The organism is Flavobacterium sp. DSR2-3-3 (assembly GCF_049896585.1).
In the GTDB taxonomy this organism is placed as follows: domain Bacteria; phylum Bacteroidota; class Bacteroidia; order Flavobacteriales; family Flavobacteriaceae; genus Flavobacterium.
The window spans coordinates 1-17,038 of the sequence record NZ_JAFCUP010000005.1; the positions used below are offsets into that span (position 1 = coordinate 1).

General features: G+C 34.5%; 10 protein-coding genes and 1 tRNA gene. 4 read left to right on the top strand and 7 right to left on the bottom strand.

The genetic code is table 11. From position 1 onward, the window contains the following. Positions 1-330: 330 nt before the first annotated feature. The 3 genes from infB to rimP form a co-directional block, all read right to left on the bottom strand. Positions 331-3,228 (bottom strand): translation initiation factor IF-2, encoded by a 2,898-nt coding sequence (gene infB, locus ACP7AQ_RS07915; RefSeq protein WP_426095064.1) that lies wholly within the window; start codon positions 3,226-3,228, stop codon positions 331-333. A 112-nt stretch (positions 3,229-3,340) separates the two neighbouring features. After that, the gene (gene nusA / locus ACP7AQ_RS07920) at positions 3,341-4,594 is read right to left on the bottom strand and encodes a transcription termination factor NusA (RefSeq protein WP_282710868.1); all 1,254 of its coding nucleotides are present in this window, start codon (positions 4,592-4,594) and stop codon (positions 3,341-3,343) included. Between the two features lie 13 nt (positions 4,595-4,607). Further along, the gene (gene rimP / locus ACP7AQ_RS07925) at positions 4,608-5,072 is read right to left on the bottom strand and encodes a ribosome assembly cofactor RimP (protein ID WP_426095269.1); all 465 of its coding nucleotides are present in this window, start codon (positions 5,070-5,072) and stop codon (positions 4,608-4,610) included. 175 nt (positions 5,073-5,247) lie between these two features. On the opposite strand from rimP, the gene ACP7AQ_RS07930 reads away from it, so the two are divergent. Continuing rightward, positions 5,248-6,072 (top strand): universal stress protein, encoded by an 825-nt coding sequence (locus ACP7AQ_RS07930; protein ID WP_426095065.1) that lies wholly within the window; start codon positions 5,248-5,250, stop codon positions 6,070-6,072. Between the two features lie 134 nt (positions 6,073-6,206). Here the strand turns inward: ACP7AQ_RS07930 and ACP7AQ_RS07935 are convergent. Beyond that, positions 6,207-6,277 (bottom strand) — tRNA-Gln (locus tag ACP7AQ_RS07935). A 238-nt stretch (positions 6,278-6,515) separates the two neighbouring features. Between ACP7AQ_RS07935 and ACP7AQ_RS07940 the strand changes: the two genes are divergently transcribed. Together ACP7AQ_RS07940 and ACP7AQ_RS07945 are read left to right on the top strand one after the other, a co-directional pair. After that, on the top strand, positions 6,516-9,797 hold the full coding sequence (locus tag ACP7AQ_RS07940; RefSeq protein WP_426095066.1) for a glycosyltransferase family 117 protein: 3,282 nt from the start codon (positions 6,516-6,518) through the stop codon (positions 9,795-9,797). A gap of 71 nt (positions 9,798-9,868) precedes the next feature. Beyond that, positions 9,869-10,510 (top strand): polysaccharide deacetylase family protein, encoded by a 642-nt coding sequence (locus ACP7AQ_RS07945; protein WP_426095067.1) that lies wholly within the window; start codon positions 9,869-9,871, stop codon positions 10,508-10,510. Between the two features lie 11 nt (positions 10,511-10,521). Here the strand turns inward: ACP7AQ_RS07945 and ACP7AQ_RS07950 are convergent, their stop codons facing one another. The 3 genes from ACP7AQ_RS07950 to ACP7AQ_RS07960 all read right to left on the bottom strand — a co-directional run bounded on the left by ACP7AQ_RS07950 (position 10,522) and on the right by ACP7AQ_RS07960 (position 13,822). Further along, a complete protein-coding gene (locus tag ACP7AQ_RS07950; RefSeq protein WP_114754879.1) occupies positions 10,522-10,818 on the bottom strand; it encodes a thioredoxin family protein in 297 nt (98 codons plus the stop codon). A gap of 73 nt (positions 10,819-10,891) precedes the next feature. Further along, a complete protein-coding gene (locus ACP7AQ_RS07955) occupies positions 10,892-12,127 on the bottom strand; it encodes a metallophosphoesterase (RefSeq protein ID WP_426095068.1) in 1,236 nt (411 codons plus the stop codon). A gap of 204 nt (positions 12,128-12,331) precedes the next feature. Further along, entirely contained in the window at positions 12,332-13,822 is a 1,491-nt protein-coding gene (locus ACP7AQ_RS07960) for a hypothetical protein (RefSeq protein WP_426095069.1), read from the bottom strand. A gap of 368 nt (positions 13,823-14,190) precedes the next feature. Between ACP7AQ_RS07960 and polA the strand changes: the two genes are divergently transcribed. Continuing rightward, positions 14,191-17,034 carry a DNA polymerase I gene (gene polA, locus ACP7AQ_RS07965; protein ID WP_426095070.1) on the top strand — a complete coding sequence of 948 codons (2,844 nt, stop codon included), beginning with the start codon at positions 14,191-14,193 and terminating at the stop codon, positions 17,032-17,034. The last annotated feature ends 4 nt before the right edge of the window (positions 17,035-17,038 follow it).

The window sequence follows — 17,038 nt, forward strand, 5'->3', positions numbered from 1 at the left end:
AAGACAATACATACCCAAATCATCATCATTTGATGAAATAACTCCAGAGAGAATTATAGAAATACAAGAGAAATTAAACAATAGACCAAGAAAAAGATTTAATTTTGAAACACCTAATTATATGTTTAATCAAAAAGTTGCATTTATAACTTGAATCCTGCTCTTTTAAAGATATTTTATGATATTCCATTTTATTTTGAGAAAACGCAACAGTGCAGACTGCAATAAAAAATAATATAAGTAATTTATTCATGGCTAAATTTTTAAGTAAGTTATAAAAATAAAAAAAATCCCGATTGCTCGGGATTTTAGTTTTATTATAATGAAATTTTATTTCAACTTCTTTTTGATAGCAACTTCATGGTACGATTCAATAACATCTCTTTCTTCGATGTCATTATATCCTTTTACTTGAATACCACAATCGTAACCTTTGGCAACTTCTCGCACGTCATCTTTAAATCGCTTCAATGCTAAAAGCTCTCCGGTAAAGACTACCACACCATCTCTGATGATTCTCATTTTGGCGTTCTTAACAATTTTACCATCCATTACCATACTTCCGGCAATTGAACCTACTTTAGAGATTTTAAATATCTCTCTGATCTCAGCTGTACCCAGAATTTCTTCTTTCATTTCCGGAGCTAACATTCCTTCCATGGCATCTTTCAAGTCATCAATAGCAGCATAGATGATAGAGTAGTAACGGATATCGATTTCCTCTTTGTCTGCTAATTGTCTTGCATTTCCAGCAGGACGAACATTAAATCCAATAATAATTGCATCTGAAGCAGAAGCTAACATTACGTCAGTTTCAGTTATTGCTCCAACACCTTTGTGGATAATATTAATTTGAATTTCTTCAGTAGATAATTTAGAGAATGAATCAGATAAGGCTTCAACAGAACCATCCACATCTCCTTTAAGGATAATGTTTAATTCTTTAAATTGACCCAATGCAATTCTACGTCCAATTTCATCTAATGTAATATGACGTTGTGTACGTACGGATTGTTCACGCATTAACTGAGAACGTTTTGAAGCAATTTGTTTCGCTTCTTTTTCGTCTTCAAAAATATTGAACTTATCACCCGCAGTTGCTGCTCCATCAAGACCAAGAACTGAAACCGGAGTCGAAGGACCCGCAACAGTTACAATGTTCCCTCTTTCATCATGCATGGCCTTAATTTTACCATGATGCTTACCCGCCAACATATAATCTCCAATTTTCAATGTTCCGTTTTGAACTAATATTGTACTAACATATCCTTTTCCTTTGTCAAGGAAAGCCTCAACAACAGTTCCAGAAGCCGCTTTATTTGGATTTGCTTTCAAATCTAAAAGTTCCGCTTCTAATAATACTTTTTCTAATAATTCTTTCACACCTGTTCCCACTTTCGCGGAAATATCATGAGATTGAATTTTTCCACCCCAATCTTCTACAAGTAAATTCATACCTGCTAATCTTTCTTTTACTTTTTCAGGATTAGCATTTGGCTTATCAATTTTATTGATAGCAAAAATGATTGGAACTCCAGCAGCTTGAGCATGGCTAATTGCTTCTTTGGTTTGCGGCATAATGTCATCATCAGCAGCAATCACAATAATAGCAATATCTGTGACTTGAGCACCACGCGCACGCATCGCAGTAAACGCTTCGTGACCCGGTGTATCTAAGAATGCGATTTTTTGTCCGTTATCCAAAGTTACTCCGTAGGCACCAATATGCTGTGTGATTCCTCCAGATTCACCTGCAATTACGTTTTCTTTACGAATGTAATCCAGTAACGATGTTTTACCGTGATCGACGTGACCCATTACGGTTACAATCGGAGCTCTGAAAACTAAATCTTCTTCTCTGTCTTCAACAACCTGAATTGCTTCTTCGATGTCTACAGTGATAAATTCAACTTCATAACCAAATTCATCAGCAACGATAGTCAAGGTTTCTGCATCAAGACGTTGGTTCATGGTAACCATGATTCCAAGTGACATACACGTACCAATAACTTTAGTAATTGGCACATCCATCATGATGGCAATTTCACCAACTGTAACAAATTCAGTAACCTTTATAGTTTTACTTCCTTCGTCAATCGCTCTTTGTTCATCATCAGACTTCTGACGGTGCGTATCTCTTTTGTCTCTTCTATATTTAGCCGCTTTAGATTTACCACCTTTACCTTGTAGTTTCTCTAAAGTCTCTCTAATTTGATTTTTAACTTCTTCCTCAGTAGGCTCCACTTTGGCAACAATTGCAGGTCTGTTTCCTTTTACAAAACCAGGTCTTGCACTTCTGTTTGCGTTGAATCCACCGCCACCTACATTAGGTGTAATCTTGTTAGGATTTGGCGCACCAGGAACTCCTGGTACTGCAGGCGGTCTTGGAGCACCTGGTTTGGGAGCAATCCTTTTACGCTTGTTTTTATTTGCATTGGCTGCAGCCGAACCTGGAGCACCCGGTTTATTCGGAGTGATTTTTGGTTCTTCTTTTTTCTTTTTTGGTTTATTGAATTGCGATAAATCAATTATTTGGCCAGTTAAAGTAGTTCCCGATAGTTTTTGATATTGCGTTGTGATGGTTTCATCAACAGGAACTTCATCAACCTTAACTGCTTCGGTTTTCGCAACAACTTTTGGTTCCGCAGCGACTTCTTTTACAGCCTCTGTTTTCACCTCTTTAATTCCAACAACAGGTTTCACCTCTTTTTTGTCTGTAACAACTTTTTCTTCCAAAGGTTTTTCTGCTGACGGTTTTTCAGCTAAAACTTCTTTTTGAACAGCTTTTACCTCAGCGATCTTAACAACCGGAGCCTCCACTTTTTCAACAGCTTTTACAGGCGGTACTATTGAAGGTTTCTTACGATTCAGATCAATCTTACCAACTTGAACAGGAGCAGCTATTACCGCTCTCGCTTTTATAACTTCTTGTTGCTTCAGACGATCTTCCTCTAGCTTACGTTTGTCTTCAATTTCTTTTTCTCGTTCTAAACGCAAAGCTTCTTTTTCTTTTCTTTTCTCTTCGCCAACTTCTTTTGAAGCTTCTTTATTCCCCTTGTCACCAGCAAACTGACCGCACAAGACATTGTATACATCATCAGAAATTTTTGCGTTTGGATTTGCTTCAATAACAATCCCCTTATCTTTTAGATAATCCACAGCTCTTTCTAAAGAAATATTCAATTCCCTTAAAACTTTGTTTATTCTAATAATTCTCTCTTCAGACATAAAACCTTTTTATTATTACCTTTTTTGTTATTCCTCACTTTACTCCCAACTCGATACCTACCGAGCAAGAATTAATTGTAAAGTGGCATGTTTATCGTTGAAGACACATTGACTAACTATCAAATTCTTCTTTCAATATTCTCATTACATCCAGAATTGTTTCCTCTTCTAGGTCTGTTCTTCTTACTAAATCTTCTACATCTTGTTTTAAGATACTCTTTGCTGTATCCAAACCAATTTTTGCAAACTCTTCAATAACCCAGTCTTCAATTTCATCCGAAAACTCTGTTAATTCAACATCATCCTCATCAGCTGTAGCACCTGCAACATCTCCTTCACGAATAACATCTAACTCATAGCCAGTTAATAAACCTGCTAATTTAATGTTATGCCCACCACGACCAATAGCTTTTGAAACCTCTTCCAGTTTCAAGAAAACTTCTGCTCTTTTTGTATCTTCATTAATTTTAATAGAAGACACTTTTGCAGGACTTAATGCCCTTGTAATAAACAACTGTATGTTGCTGGTGTAATTGATAACATCGATATTTTCGTTTCCTAATTCCCGAACAATTCCGTGAATACGAGACCCTTTCATACCTACACAAGCTCCAACAGGATCAATTCTGTCGTCATAAGAATCTACGGCTACTTTTGCTTTCTCACCAGGTATCCTTACCACTTTTTTAACCATAATTAAACCGTCAAATACCTCAGGAATTTCTTGTTCAAACAATTTTTCCAAAAACTTCTCAGAAGTTCTAGACATAATAATTTGAGGCTTATTTCCTTTTAATTCAACGCTTTCTATTATTCCTCTAACATTATCTCCTTTACGGAAAAAGTCAGAAGGTATTTGTTTTTCTTTAGGTAAAATGATTTCATTTCCTTCATCATCAACCAAAATCACAACTCTTGGGCGCACGTGGTGCACTTCAGCAGTATAAATATCGCCTATTAAATCTTTAAATTGTTTGTAAAGATTCGTATTATCATGTTCATGAATTTTAGAAATCAAATTCTGACGTAAAGCTAAAATTGCTCTTCTCCCTAAATCAATTAATTTTACTTCTTCGGAAACTTCTTCACCAATTTCAAAATCAGGCTCGATTTTTCTAGCTTCAGTTAAAGTAATCTCAAGATGGTCAAAATCTAAGTCTTCATCCGCAACGATTACTCTTCTCTGCCATATCTCCATATCTCCCTTATCAGGATTTATAATGATATCGAAATTATCATCTGAACCGTATTTTTTCTTCAATGCATTTCTAAATACATCTTCTAAAATTGCCATAAGCGTTACACGATCAATAAGTTTATCATCTTTAAACTCTGAGAATGAATCGATTAATGCTAAATTTTCCATGCGAATTCTTTAATTAAAATGTTACTGTAACAATTGCTTCTTTAATGTCTCCGTAATGAAGTTGTAGTTCTTTTTGAACTGTTTCCTTTCCTTTACCTATTTTTTTCGGCTCTCTTGCTTTCCATGACAAAACTACAAAATCATCATTAGCTTCCACTAATTCTGCTTCAATTAATTCTGCCCCAGTCTTCAAAATCAATGTGCGTCCTATATTTTTCTTGTATTGTCTTATTAATTTCAATGGTGAACCTACTCCTACCGACGCTACTTCTAAAGAGTAATCCTGCTCTTCGCGATCCAATTCATTATCTATAAAACGACTTACATCGATACAGTTCTGAAGTGCTACTCCATTATCCCCATCTAAAGTCACAATAACCTTGAAAGCATCAGTAATAATAAGGTCTATCAAAAAAATTGATGGCCTTTCTAAAAGGCATTCCGCCAATAACGAATTTACTTTTTCTTTAAATGTCATATTTTTATAAAAAGAGGGGACATTTAGTCCCCTCATTATCTAGATTTTAATAAATAATGGTGCAAATATAGTGTTTTTTTTGTAAACTAAAATAATCGATTGCTGTAAAATAATTTCTTACCTTTATTAGCGTAACAAAATAGCAGTTATTAACATAATTTAACACTTCTTAATTATGAAACGCATTTTAGTCCCAATCGATTTTTCCGAACATGCTGAAAACGCTCTAAAAGCAGCTGCCATAATCGCAAAAAAGAACAAATGCGAGATCTTTTTACTACATTTATTAGAACTACCAAACCAAATGAGTGACGCCATGAAAAATGGCGGCAGTATTCCTGAAGTAATGTTATTCATTAAAAAAGCGAATGAAACCCTGCAAAAAATAACCGAACAACCCTTTTTAAACGGACTCTCTATAAATACTACTATTCAATTTGAAAGAGCATTTGACGGAATTTTATCGTTCAACAAGAAAAACAAGATTGACTTAATTGTTATGGGATCTCACGGAACTACCGGAATCGAAGAAACACTCATTGGTTCTAATACCGAAAAAGTGGTGCGCCTCTCCGAAGTTCCAGTTTTAGTTATAAAAAAAGATGTTGGCGAAATAAAATTTAAAAACATTGTATTTGCATCTGATTTTTCAACAGAAATCAAAAAACCTTTCAAAAAAATGATTGAATTCGTTGAAATTTTTGATGCAAACCTGTTGTTAGTGATGATTTGCACCCCAAATAGCTTCAAGGCTACTGTTTCTGCTGAAAAAACAATGAAAGAATTTATCGAAAACTATGATATAAAAAACTACTCTTTACATATTTTTAATGATGCCAATATTGAAAGTGGTATTTCCAATTTTTCAAAGACTGTTGATGCAGATTTAATTGGACTTTGCACTCATGGCAGAACCGGATTGGCACATTTTTTTAACGGAAGCATAAGTGAAGACTTAGTGAATCACACCACAAAACCTTTAATTACTTTTAAAATCTGATGGATGTGAAATTTGAACTGTAATAAATAATCAATCCTAAAATTGATAAATCCAGGAACAAAGTATTAAGTAGATAATTCTGTTTAAAAATAAAAATAAAAAAAAACCTCTCAAATTATGAGAAGTTTTCTTTGTTGGTCTACAAGGACTCGAACCTTGAAAGACTGCACCAAAAACAGTTGTGTTACCATTACACCATAGACCAGTATTGCTGTTAAGCGAGTGCAAATTTATACTAATTTTTAGTTTGAGCAAACTTTTTTCGTCTTTTTATCAAAAAATATTTTTCTAAAATTAAATTTAATTTCAAAAACAAACGAAAAAGATTCATAGTCAACACGTTATTCAATTGCATTACTTTTCCAGAAAATAGTGTTAATGCGATGGAGGTTAAACAAAAAAACATTTTCTTTGTGACTTACAATTAAATTAAACTTTAGTACATGGATAAAGCAGCATTCAATTTTAATAAATGGAATACAATTATTGGTTGGCTTACATTTGGAATCGCATTATTAACCTACACGCTGACAGTTGAGCCCACCATGAGTTTCTGGGATTGCGGCGAATACATTGCGACAGCGGCTAAATTAGAAGTTGGCCACCCACCGGGAGCTCCTTTATACCAAATGATTGGTGCTTTCTTCGCCATGTTTGCTGCAGATGAAACTAAAATTGCCTTAATGGTGAATATGATGTCCGTGTTTTCGAGTGCTTTTACCATTTTATTCCTATTTTGGTCTTCCTCGATGATCTTAAAAAAATTAGTTTCCCGATTTTCAGAATTAAACAGAAACAATGAAATTGTAATACTAGGAAGCTCACTTGTAGGCGCTTTGGCTTATACTTTCTCTGATAGTTTTTGGTATAACGCAGTCGAGGCCGAAGTTTACGCCATGGCTTCCTTATTTATTGCGTTATTATTTTGGCTCGGATTACGCTGGGAACAAGACATGAACAAACCAAGAGGAAATAAATGGTTATTAATCATTTCACTTGTTGTTGGACTTTCGTTTGGAGTTCACTTCATGGCTTTATTAACAATCCCTGCAATTGGATTTTTATACTTTTTCAAAAACTATAAAGTTGTTACAGTCAAAAGTTTCCTTATTGCAAACGTGGTTGTAATCGCTATTTTACTTTTTATATTCAAATTACTTCTTCCCATGACCATGGGATTCTTTGGTAAAACCGAAGTTTTTATGGTGAATAGCTTAGGATTACCGTTTGACTCAGGAACTATATTAGTAACTGTTTTGCTGGCTGCGCTGTTTTATTTTGGATTAAAATACACCAACAATAAAGGTCTTGCAAATTACAACACTTTAATTCTCTGTGTTCTTTTTATCCTAATCGGATTTTCTACTTGGACAATGTTACCAATTCGTGCCAACGCCAACACCGTTATTAACGAAAACAAACCTTCTGATGCTCGTGAAGTTCTTGCGTACTATAACAGAGAGCAATACGGTGTTAACCCATTGTTTTACGGTCCTCAATACACCGAAGCTTTTTCAGGTTTAGACGACGACAATCCTTATCTGGACAAAGCCCCCAATTATGAAAGAGATTACAAAACAGGAAAATATGTTATTGTCAATAATTTCAAAAATGCCGAACAAAATACGGATGACAACCACAAAACTATTTTACCAAGAATGTGGAGTGGCGATCATATTGAAAATTACATGAATTTCACAAATCCGCCAGAGTTCAGATTAAATCCTAATTATTCGTACGAAGACGATCTGGCCAAATATGGGATTGACCCTAGCCAACTTAGTGAAGAAGAATATAATAAAGCGATCGCGCAACTGAAAAATGAAACTGAAAAAATCGTCAACGAATTCAGACAAGCTTACTCTCAAAAACAAATTGACAACGAAGGTTACATTAAATTTCTAAAAAGTTACGGTGATTATTTATTGGTTGACAAACCAACAACCGTTGATAATATTGGCTTTATGGTTGAATACCAATTTGGCTATATGTATTGGAGGTATTTAATGTGGAATTTCGTTGGTCGTCAGAATGATGTTCAGGGAAGGTACGATTACTTAGACGGGAATTGGCTTAGCGGAATTTCATTTATAGACGAATTACACTTGGGCAGTCAAGAAAATTTACCATCAGATGTATTGAACAACAAGGGTAGAAATGTCTATTTCTTTTTACCGTTTATTCTTGGTTTAATAGGTTTAATGTACCACGCCAATAAGGATTTAAAAAGTTTTTACGTTCTGCTGGCTTTATTTCTTTTTACAGGAATAGCATTAAAAATATACTTGAACGAAAGACCTTTTGAACCACGAGAACGGGATTATGCGTTAGTTGGCTCTTTTTACGTGTTTGCCATCTGGATTGGTTTTGGAGTTTATGCATTATACGAAAGCATCCAAAAATATTTAGCTCCAAAAATTGCCGGCCCAATAATTATCTGCGCCAGTTTACTGGCTGCTCCTGTATTAATGGCTGCTCAAAACTGGGATGACCATGATCGTTCAGGAAAATCTACTGCTGTAGCCATGGCAAAAGCATACCTTACTTCTTGTGATCCTAATGCTATTTTATTTACTATTGGCGATAACGACACTTTTCCGCTTTGGTATGCCCAAGAAATTGAAAAAGTAAGAACGGATGTCAAAATTGTAAATACTAGTTTATTCATGACGGATTGGTATATCGATCAGATGAAAACCAAAACATACGAGTCAGATCCATTACCTATTTCATTTACACACGATCAGTATGTAGGAGATAAATTGGATTATGTGGCACATATTCCAAAAGTGGAAACCCGTTGGGATATAAAAGATTTTATTGATTTTATAAAAAATCCAAAATCAACGGTTGAAATGCAAAACGGACAAACCATTCATTTTTATCCTACGAATAAAATTAGAATTCCAATTGACAAAAACATCATTATGCAAAATAAAGTAGTTTCTGCCAAATACAATGATTCTATAGTTCCCTATATTGATTTGGATATAAGTAAAAATGCATTGTACAAAAACAGATTAATGATGCTGGATATTGTTGCCAATAACAATTGGAAACGACCTATTTATTTTAGCGGAGGCGCATTTGATGACGAAGATTACATCTGGATGAAAGAGTATCTTCAACTGGAAGGAATGGTATACAAATTAGTACCGATAAGAACAATTATTCCTAAAGATGGAGGCCCGCTTGAAATGGGACAAATAGACTCCGATAAAATGTATGATAAAGTAATGAAATGGGATTGGGGAAACAGCGAAAGCAAAACCATATATCACGATCCTGAAACAAGAAAAAACAGCATTAATTATCGTTCATACCTTTCAAGATTAATGAATCAACTGATTATTGAAGGCAAAAAAGACAAAGCAAAAATCATAATTGATTTGGCTATGACAAAAATGCCTTTGGAATTTTTCGGTTATTACTCTCTTTTAGAGCCTTTTGCTGGTGGTTATTATAAAATTGATGAAAAAGTAAAAGCACGACAATTGCTGGAAAAACTAATCGGTAAGTATCAAGAAAACCTCAACTATTACGGTAAACTTAAATCTTCCGAGCAAAGTAGTATTGCAACTCCTATAATAATCGATATCGAGCGTTATAGAAGCCTTTTGCAAGCCATGAAAGAAAATGGAGATTTAGATTTTTACAATAAGCATAAAATCACTTTCAACACGTACATCAAAATGTTTGAACGTTTTGGAAGAGAGAAAGAGTAATTTTAAATTCAATTAGAAAAAATAGCGGTGTTGAAAAATGTCGCTATTTTTTTTAATCTTAAAACTAAAAAATGAAATTTTACTGGGTTAAGACAAATTGGATCATCAAAAAAATATTTTCTAATTATACTTGGGATGTTTCCAATTCAGGAAATACCGTATATCTCACTTTCGATGACGGACCTATTCCAGAAATTACAACATGGGTTTTGGAAGAATTAAAAAAATACGACTTGAAAGCTACTTTTTTTTGTATCGGAGAAAATATTGAGAAGCATCCCGAAATATTCAAAAAAGTAATCCGCGAAGGTCATGCCATAGGTAATCACACTTTCAATCATTTAAACGGATGGAAAACGCCGACTGAAGCTTACATTAAAAACATAAAATTGTGCGAAGAAGTAATCGAAAAAACTACAGATTACAATTCAAAATCTAATCTATTCCGTCCGCCTTACGGCAAATTAAAAACCGCTCAAGCAAGAGCAATAGAAAAATTGGGATATGAAATAATTATGTGGGATGTACTTAGCGCAGATTTTGATACAACACTATCTAAAGAACAATGTTTAAATAATGTGCTGTCAAAAGTAAAACCCGGAAGTATTATTGTGTTTCACGATAGTATTAAAGCCTTCAAAAATCTTGAATATGTTTTACCAAAAACACTGGCTTTTTTAAAAGAAAATAATTTTAATTGTGATGTTTTGTGACATAAACAATTTTAGAATTGTTCCTGAACGATTCCAATAAGCGTATTGGCATCTAATTCGCCAGATTGTCTCCAGATCATTTGACCTTGTTTGTAAATCATCAGTGTTGGCAAACCTTTGATGCGCAAAGCATCTGCTAACTCTTGATTTTTATCTACATCAATTTTTATCACTTTCGCTTTATCGCCAAGAGCTGCTGCTACATCTCTGATAACAGGATGCATTGAAACTGAAGATTCGTTCCACTCTGTATAAAAATCAATTAATACAGGCACTTGAGTATTTATAAGTTCTCCAAATTTTGACATAAAACCAAAAATTTAATTTTTAAAATTCACTAAAAAGAGATATTTATTTTACAAATGTAGCATTTTAAACGAATTATGCCACATTAACGCCTTTTTTTAGTTCAATGACTGTTATTTCCGGCATAATACCTACTCTACCTGGATATGCGTGGAAACCAAATCCTCGATTGACATAAACGTATCGTCCAAGATTTTCATATAAACCAGCCCATTGCTTGTAAACATATTGAGCCAGGCTCCATTTGAAATAACCCGGAATTTCGATACCAAATTGCATTCCGTGCGTGTGACCAGAAAGCGTAAGGTGATAATGTTTCTCATCATGTTGCACGACATGCTCCCAATGTGAAGGATCGTGACTCATCAAAATCTTGAAATCTTCTTTCTTTAACGGTCCCCCAGCTTTATTTAAATCTCCGGCCTGCTTGAAGTTATGACCCCAGTTTTCGACACCAACCAACGCTATTTTAGCTCCTTCTTTTTCGATAAAAGTATGTTCATTCAGCAACAAATTGAAACCAATTTCCCCATACAGACTTTTTATAGCCCTAAAATTCTCTTCTTTGGCAGCCTCTGTTGGCCATGTTACATATTCGCCGTAATCGTGATTCCCCAACACGGAATATTTACCGTATTCGTGTTTTTTAATTCTATTGAAAGTTTCTATCCAAGGATGCATTTCCTTGGCATCCGTATTTACGATATCACCCGTAAACAAAATCAAATCTGAATTTTGTTCATTAACTAAATCAATAGCGTAATTAATTTTTTCTGGGTTATCAAAACTTCCGCTGTGAACATCCGATATTTGAGTAATCGTAAACCCATCAAAAGCTTCTGGCAAATCCGGGAAAAAAATACGTTGTTTGATTACTTTATAATTGTATTTTCCAATGGTCACACCATAAATTAAAGATAAAAAAGGAACTGCCGCTAACCCTAATCCTATTTGACTGACAAACTTTCGTCTGGAGTTGAGGAAATCCGTGCTCTTGTCATAATCGACAAAATAATTTACTATTCCTGCTCCCAATCTAAAAATATCTTCGCTCATTAGGACAAGAGTCAAAATTAATTTGGGAACATAAACAATAAGCAGTAAGCCTACAACACCCATCAATTGCCTAGTTTGCCCTGAATTTCGATCAAATTGCATCAAAGAATAAACAATATATACTAAAACCAATAGGCTTATAAGCTGAATTGAAAATAATACTGGCTTTGATTTTATTAAAGTTTTTAAAACTTGAAAAGAGTAAAGCTCAATAATAAGAAGGATGAGACACAAGAATACGATACGAAAGATCATTTTAATCAAATTTTACACAAAGTAACGACTTATGAAAATAGCTTAATTAATATTATAATAATTTTAACGTACCAATAGCAGCTAAATTTAAAAATAAAATCTTTGGAATTTTTTACCAAAGATTTTGTTTTTCTGCAGCCTATATCTTTTGTTTAAAGGAGACATTAAAGCAATGTGTAAAGTATTCTACTACTTTTTACCAAATTAATTGGCAGATAAATTAACGGAAGCAATTTTTACGTTTCCTGTTCCATCTTCACGAGCTACCCATAATTCAACAAAATTATTAGTTGTTAATTCAACTAATGTTTGGATTGATAATGAAATAACATCATCGGCAACACTAGATCGTACAAACACTTTTGATTTGTCAATAAGGATACCATTCTTTGCGATATAAAATACAAATGTAGTATTGTTGGCAGTGGTTTGAAAAGAAATAGAACCTCCTACTCTAAAAAAACGTTTTTTACTACCTAAATACGTTATCTTATTATTACCATCTTTAGCAAATCTAAAAAGATCTTCAGATGTAGTAGCACCATCCACTTTTTGAGCGGTAGTACCCGTTAATACTGTTGGAGATGGAGCTGCTACAGTATAATTGAAATTAATATTACCCACAGCGGATAAATCTGTTTCGGTAGGAATTCCTGCGCAGCGAACATTCCATTTATTATTAAAATTATAACCTGCATAAACCCTAGGTGTATATGGATTTACATATCCTGCTGGATAATCTCCTGTAAACACAACGGTCTCCATGACAGCATCTCCTGTTATTGTTGGATTGGAAGACACATCAAAGCCAATGCTTGAACCAGAAACCTCACTAAATCCTCCTTGCTTGGCCACTTGTCCAAATGTACCAACAATCTTTTCATAAGTCCCAGAATTTCCGAGAGGTAAAGCACCTCCGAACCAACCTGCATTGTTAATCAACAACTTTTTAATATCTTGATAAATAATTCCATTTGCATTACCTACATATTGTATAATACTCACAAATACTAGTGAAAAACCTTTGATAAGACCTACATTAGCTGAATTGGCAATGATACCATCTCTTAAAATTAAATTTGAAGTTCCGTCACCAGTAATATTAAAAACATTACCCCCCGCACCTGATGCCACTAACGCTAATCCCCTAATTGACCCACCTGTTGTTCCCATAAAAAGATCTCCACTAAGTTTAACCAACTTATCCTCTCCAGAATCTAAACCAATAACATAAGCATTATTCAATTCTATCGGCAAATCTACTATAATGGTACCGTTAATTTCATACAAAGTTGTCGCATCCAAAAGATATTTATTATTAGCACCTGCTGCTTTCTCCGCCGCCAAAACCGTCGCTAAAACGTCCGTAGATTTAATTCTTTTAAATTTTAATCTACCGTTAGTACCGCTATTAATAACATTCCAAGACGTTATAGAGGAATTGAAATGATAAAAAGATTTTAAATCCGTGTCGTACACCATTAAACCGTCAGCTGGAGATACAATGGCAACACGTTGTGCCGTTGTCATTCTGGGTGTCAACATTCCTTGAGTTGTAGAGGACACATCTAACACAGAACTTGCGTTCGGAGTAATAGTTCCAATGCCTACTTGAGCAAATACATTTGTTGTTATTGTCATAAAAAATAACAAATAGGCTAGTAATACCTTTTTAGTAAAGTAATGTTTTTTCATAACAAATAAGTTAAATTATTAAACTTCAAGACTATAATTGAGCTTTTTAAACTGTTGCTCAAAAATATACTTTACATCGATTAAATACTAATTTAATCGATTAAACGCACTTTTTTAAATTTACTATACTTATAATCTTACATTTTAATAGTATTAAAAATATCCATTTTACTTTTTGTAATTATTTTCTTATATGTAAAAGCTGGTAAAATATTTATTCCAAACAAAATGATAAAATTTGGATTATACCTTAAATTTATTCTTTTCAAAATTGGATTTTATGGCTCATCTTAGAAGAAATAATTCGCTCCTTTACTCCTTTATCTACCAAGTTTCGTACTTTTGAAAACTTTACAAAATCACAATTCATGTCACAACAGAAACGACTTTTTCTTCTAGATGCTTATGCCTTAATCTTTAGAGGTTATTATGCCTTCATAAAAAACCCAAGAATCAACTCAAAAGGACTCGATACATCGGCCATTATGGGATTCATGAATTCCTTGATGGATGTTATAAAAAGAGAAAAACCAGACCATTTAGCCGTTGCATTTGATAATGGTGGAAGCCAATTGCGAAATGACATATTTCCCGATTACAAAGCCCATCGAGATGCCACTCCTGAAGCCATAAAAATTGCCATTCCATACATACAAGAACTATTGAAAGCCATGCACATTCCTATTATTGAAGTAAAAGGATATGAAGCTGATGATTTAATTGGGACTATTGCAAAACAAGCGGAAAAAGAAAACTACAAAGTCTTTATGGTAACCCCAGATAAGGATTTCGCACAGCTTGTTTCCGAAAATATATTTATGTATAAACCCGCCCGAATGGGAAATGGAATAGAAATTTGGGGGATTCCTGAGGTTTTGGCAAAATTTGAAATCGAACGACCAGATCAAGTAATTGACTTTCTTGGAATGATGGGCGATGCTGCCGATAACATTCCGGGACTGCCCGGCGTGGGAGAAGTAACGGCTAAGAAACTTTTAAAGGAATTTGGAACCATGGAAAACCTTCTGGCCAACACAGACAAGCTGAAAGGAAAAATGAAAGAGAACATTGAAGCCAACAAGGAAAAAGGATTATTGTCCAAAACTTTAGCAACTATTCTTCTAGATTGTCCCGTTATTTTTGACGAAACAGATTATGAATTATCCACTCCTGATGTCGAGAAAACGGATGCGCTATTCAATGAATTAGAATTTAGACGAATGGCGGAACAATTTGACGCTATATTTAAAAAAGGCGGAACTGCCTCTAACAACACCAACCCAGTTGATGAAACCAAATTGTATAAAAAACCTCAAGCTAAAAACGAAGAACAGTTCGACCTTTTTGGAACTACCATTCATGACGATTCTTCTGAAGAAACACGTCATCAATATTACAGTTCATTAGCAAATACAGAACATTCGTATCAGATAATCCTAGGGGATTTAGGACTGAAATTGCTGTTGCAAAATTTACAAAAACAAACTTCAGTATGTTTTGATACCGAAACGACGGGTTTAGATCCTTTGCATGCAGAGTTGGTTGGAATATCATTCTCTTACGAAAAAGGAAAAGGATTTTATGTTCCGTTTCCGGAAAATCAAGAGGAAGCACAGACTTTAATCGAGAAATTCATTCCTTTTTTCGAAAATGAAAGCATCGAGAAAATTGGTCAAAATTTAAAATATGATTTAAAAATTCTTTCTAATTATAATGTTACCGTAAAAGGAAAGCTATTCGATACCATGATTGCGCATTATCTTATTAATCCGGATATGCGTCATAATATGGATATTTTATCGGAAACATATTTGAAATATTCGCCTCAATCCATTGAAACATTAATTGGAAAAAAAGGAAAAAACCAGAAATCAATGCGCGATGTTGAACTGGAAGAAATCAAAGAATATGCTGTTGAAGATGCCGATGTAACCTTGCAACTTAAAGAGATATTCACTTTGGAATTAGACAAAACCGGTACCAAAAAACTTTTTGAGGAAATCGAAATTCCATTGGTAAAAGTCTTGGCTGATATGGAAAAAGAAGGAATTCGTGTAGATGTGGATTTCCTTAAATCGCTGTCGAAAACATTGGATGATGATATCAAAATTTTAGAAGCGAACATATTTGAAACTGCGGGTGAAAAATTCAATCTCGCTTCCCCAAAACAATTAGGTGATGTTTTATTTGACAAATTGAAAATTGGTGGTGCAAAGCAAAAGAAAACCAAAACCGGTCAATACGCAACAGGAGAGGAAATCTTAAGTTATTTAGCCGCCGAAAACCCAATTGTAAAGGACATTCAGGACTGGCGACAATTAGTAAAACTGCAAAACACCTATGTTGATGCGCTGCCCAATCAAGTCGATGAAATCTCTCGCCGCATTCACACCGATTACATGCAAACTGTTGCCGCAACCGGTCGTTTGAGTTCCAATAATCCTAATTTACAAAATATTCCGATTCGTACGGAACGTGGTCGACAAATACGGAAAGCATTTGTGGCCCGAGATGAAAATTACACGTTGGTTTCTGCGGATTATTCTCAAATAGAATTGCGTGTAATTGCCGCATTAAGCGGGGAAGAAAACATGATAAAGGCATTCCAAAATCAGGAAGACATTCACAAATCTACTGCTTCTAAAGTGTTTAATGTCCCGCTTGAAGAAGTGACACGTGAGCAGCGAAGTCATGCCAAAACGGTAAATTTCGGAATTATATATGGAGTTTCAGCTTTTGGACTGAGCAATCAAACTTCATTGTCCAGAAGTGAAAGTGCGGCTCTGATTGAAGCGTATTACCAAACTTATCCAAGATTAAAATCCTATATTCAGGAACAAATAGAATTTGCCAGAGAGAACGGCTATGTGCAAACAATCCTTGGCCGTCGCCGTTATTTAAAAGATATCAATTCACAAAATGCCATTGTTCGTGGCGGTGCAGAACGAAACGCGGTAAACGCGCCGATACAAGGAAGTGCCGCCGATATTATCAAAATTGCGATGATTAACATTCATCAAAAACTAACCTCCGAAAACTGGAAAAGCAAAATGCTGCTACAGGTTCATGATGAACTTGTTTTCGATGTGCATAATTCGGAACTCGAAAAAATTAAACCGATGATAAAATATGAAATGGAACATGCGTTTAAACTCGATGTACCTTTGGATGTAGATTTAGGATCAGGAAAAGACTGGCTGGAAGCGCATTAAAATT

What these genes read in the sequence shown, in the direction of transcription:
- infB (WP_426095064.1), bottom strand. Translation starts at nt 3,228, where the DNA reads ATGTCTGAAGAGAGAATTATTAGAATAAACAAAGTTTTAAGGGAATTG.
- nusA (WP_282710868.1), bottom strand. Translation starts at nt 4,594, where the DNA reads ATGGAAAATTTAGCATTAATCGATTCATTCTCAGAGTTTAAAGATGAT.
- rimP (WP_426095269.1), bottom strand. Translation starts at nt 5,072, where the DNA reads ATGACATTTAAAGAAAAAGTAAATTCGTTATTGGCGGAATGCCTTTTA.
- ACP7AQ_RS07930 (WP_426095065.1), top strand. Translation starts at nt 5,248, where the DNA reads ATGAAACGCATTTTAGTCCCAATCGATTTTTCCGAACATGCTGAAAAC.
- ACP7AQ_RS07940 (WP_426095066.1), top strand. Translation starts at nt 6,516, where the DNA reads ATGGATAAAGCAGCATTCAATTTTAATAAATGGAATACAATTATTGGT.
- ACP7AQ_RS07945 (WP_426095067.1), top strand. Translation starts at nt 9,869, where the DNA reads ATGAAATTTTACTGGGTTAAGACAAATTGGATCATCAAAAAAATATTT.
- ACP7AQ_RS07950 (WP_114754879.1), bottom strand. Translation starts at nt 10,818, where the DNA reads ATGTCAAAATTTGGAGAACTTATAAATACTCAAGTGCCTGTATTAATT.
- ACP7AQ_RS07955 (WP_426095068.1), bottom strand. Translation starts at nt 12,127, where the DNA reads ATGATCTTTCGTATCGTATTCTTGTGTCTCATCCTTCTTATTATTGAG.
- ACP7AQ_RS07960 (WP_426095069.1), bottom strand. Translation starts at nt 13,822, where the DNA reads ATGAAAAAACATTACTTTACTAAAAAGGTATTACTAGCCTATTTGTTA.
- polA (WP_426095070.1), top strand. Translation starts at nt 14,191, where the DNA reads ATGTCACAACAGAAACGACTTTTTCTTCTAGATGCTTATGCCTTAATC.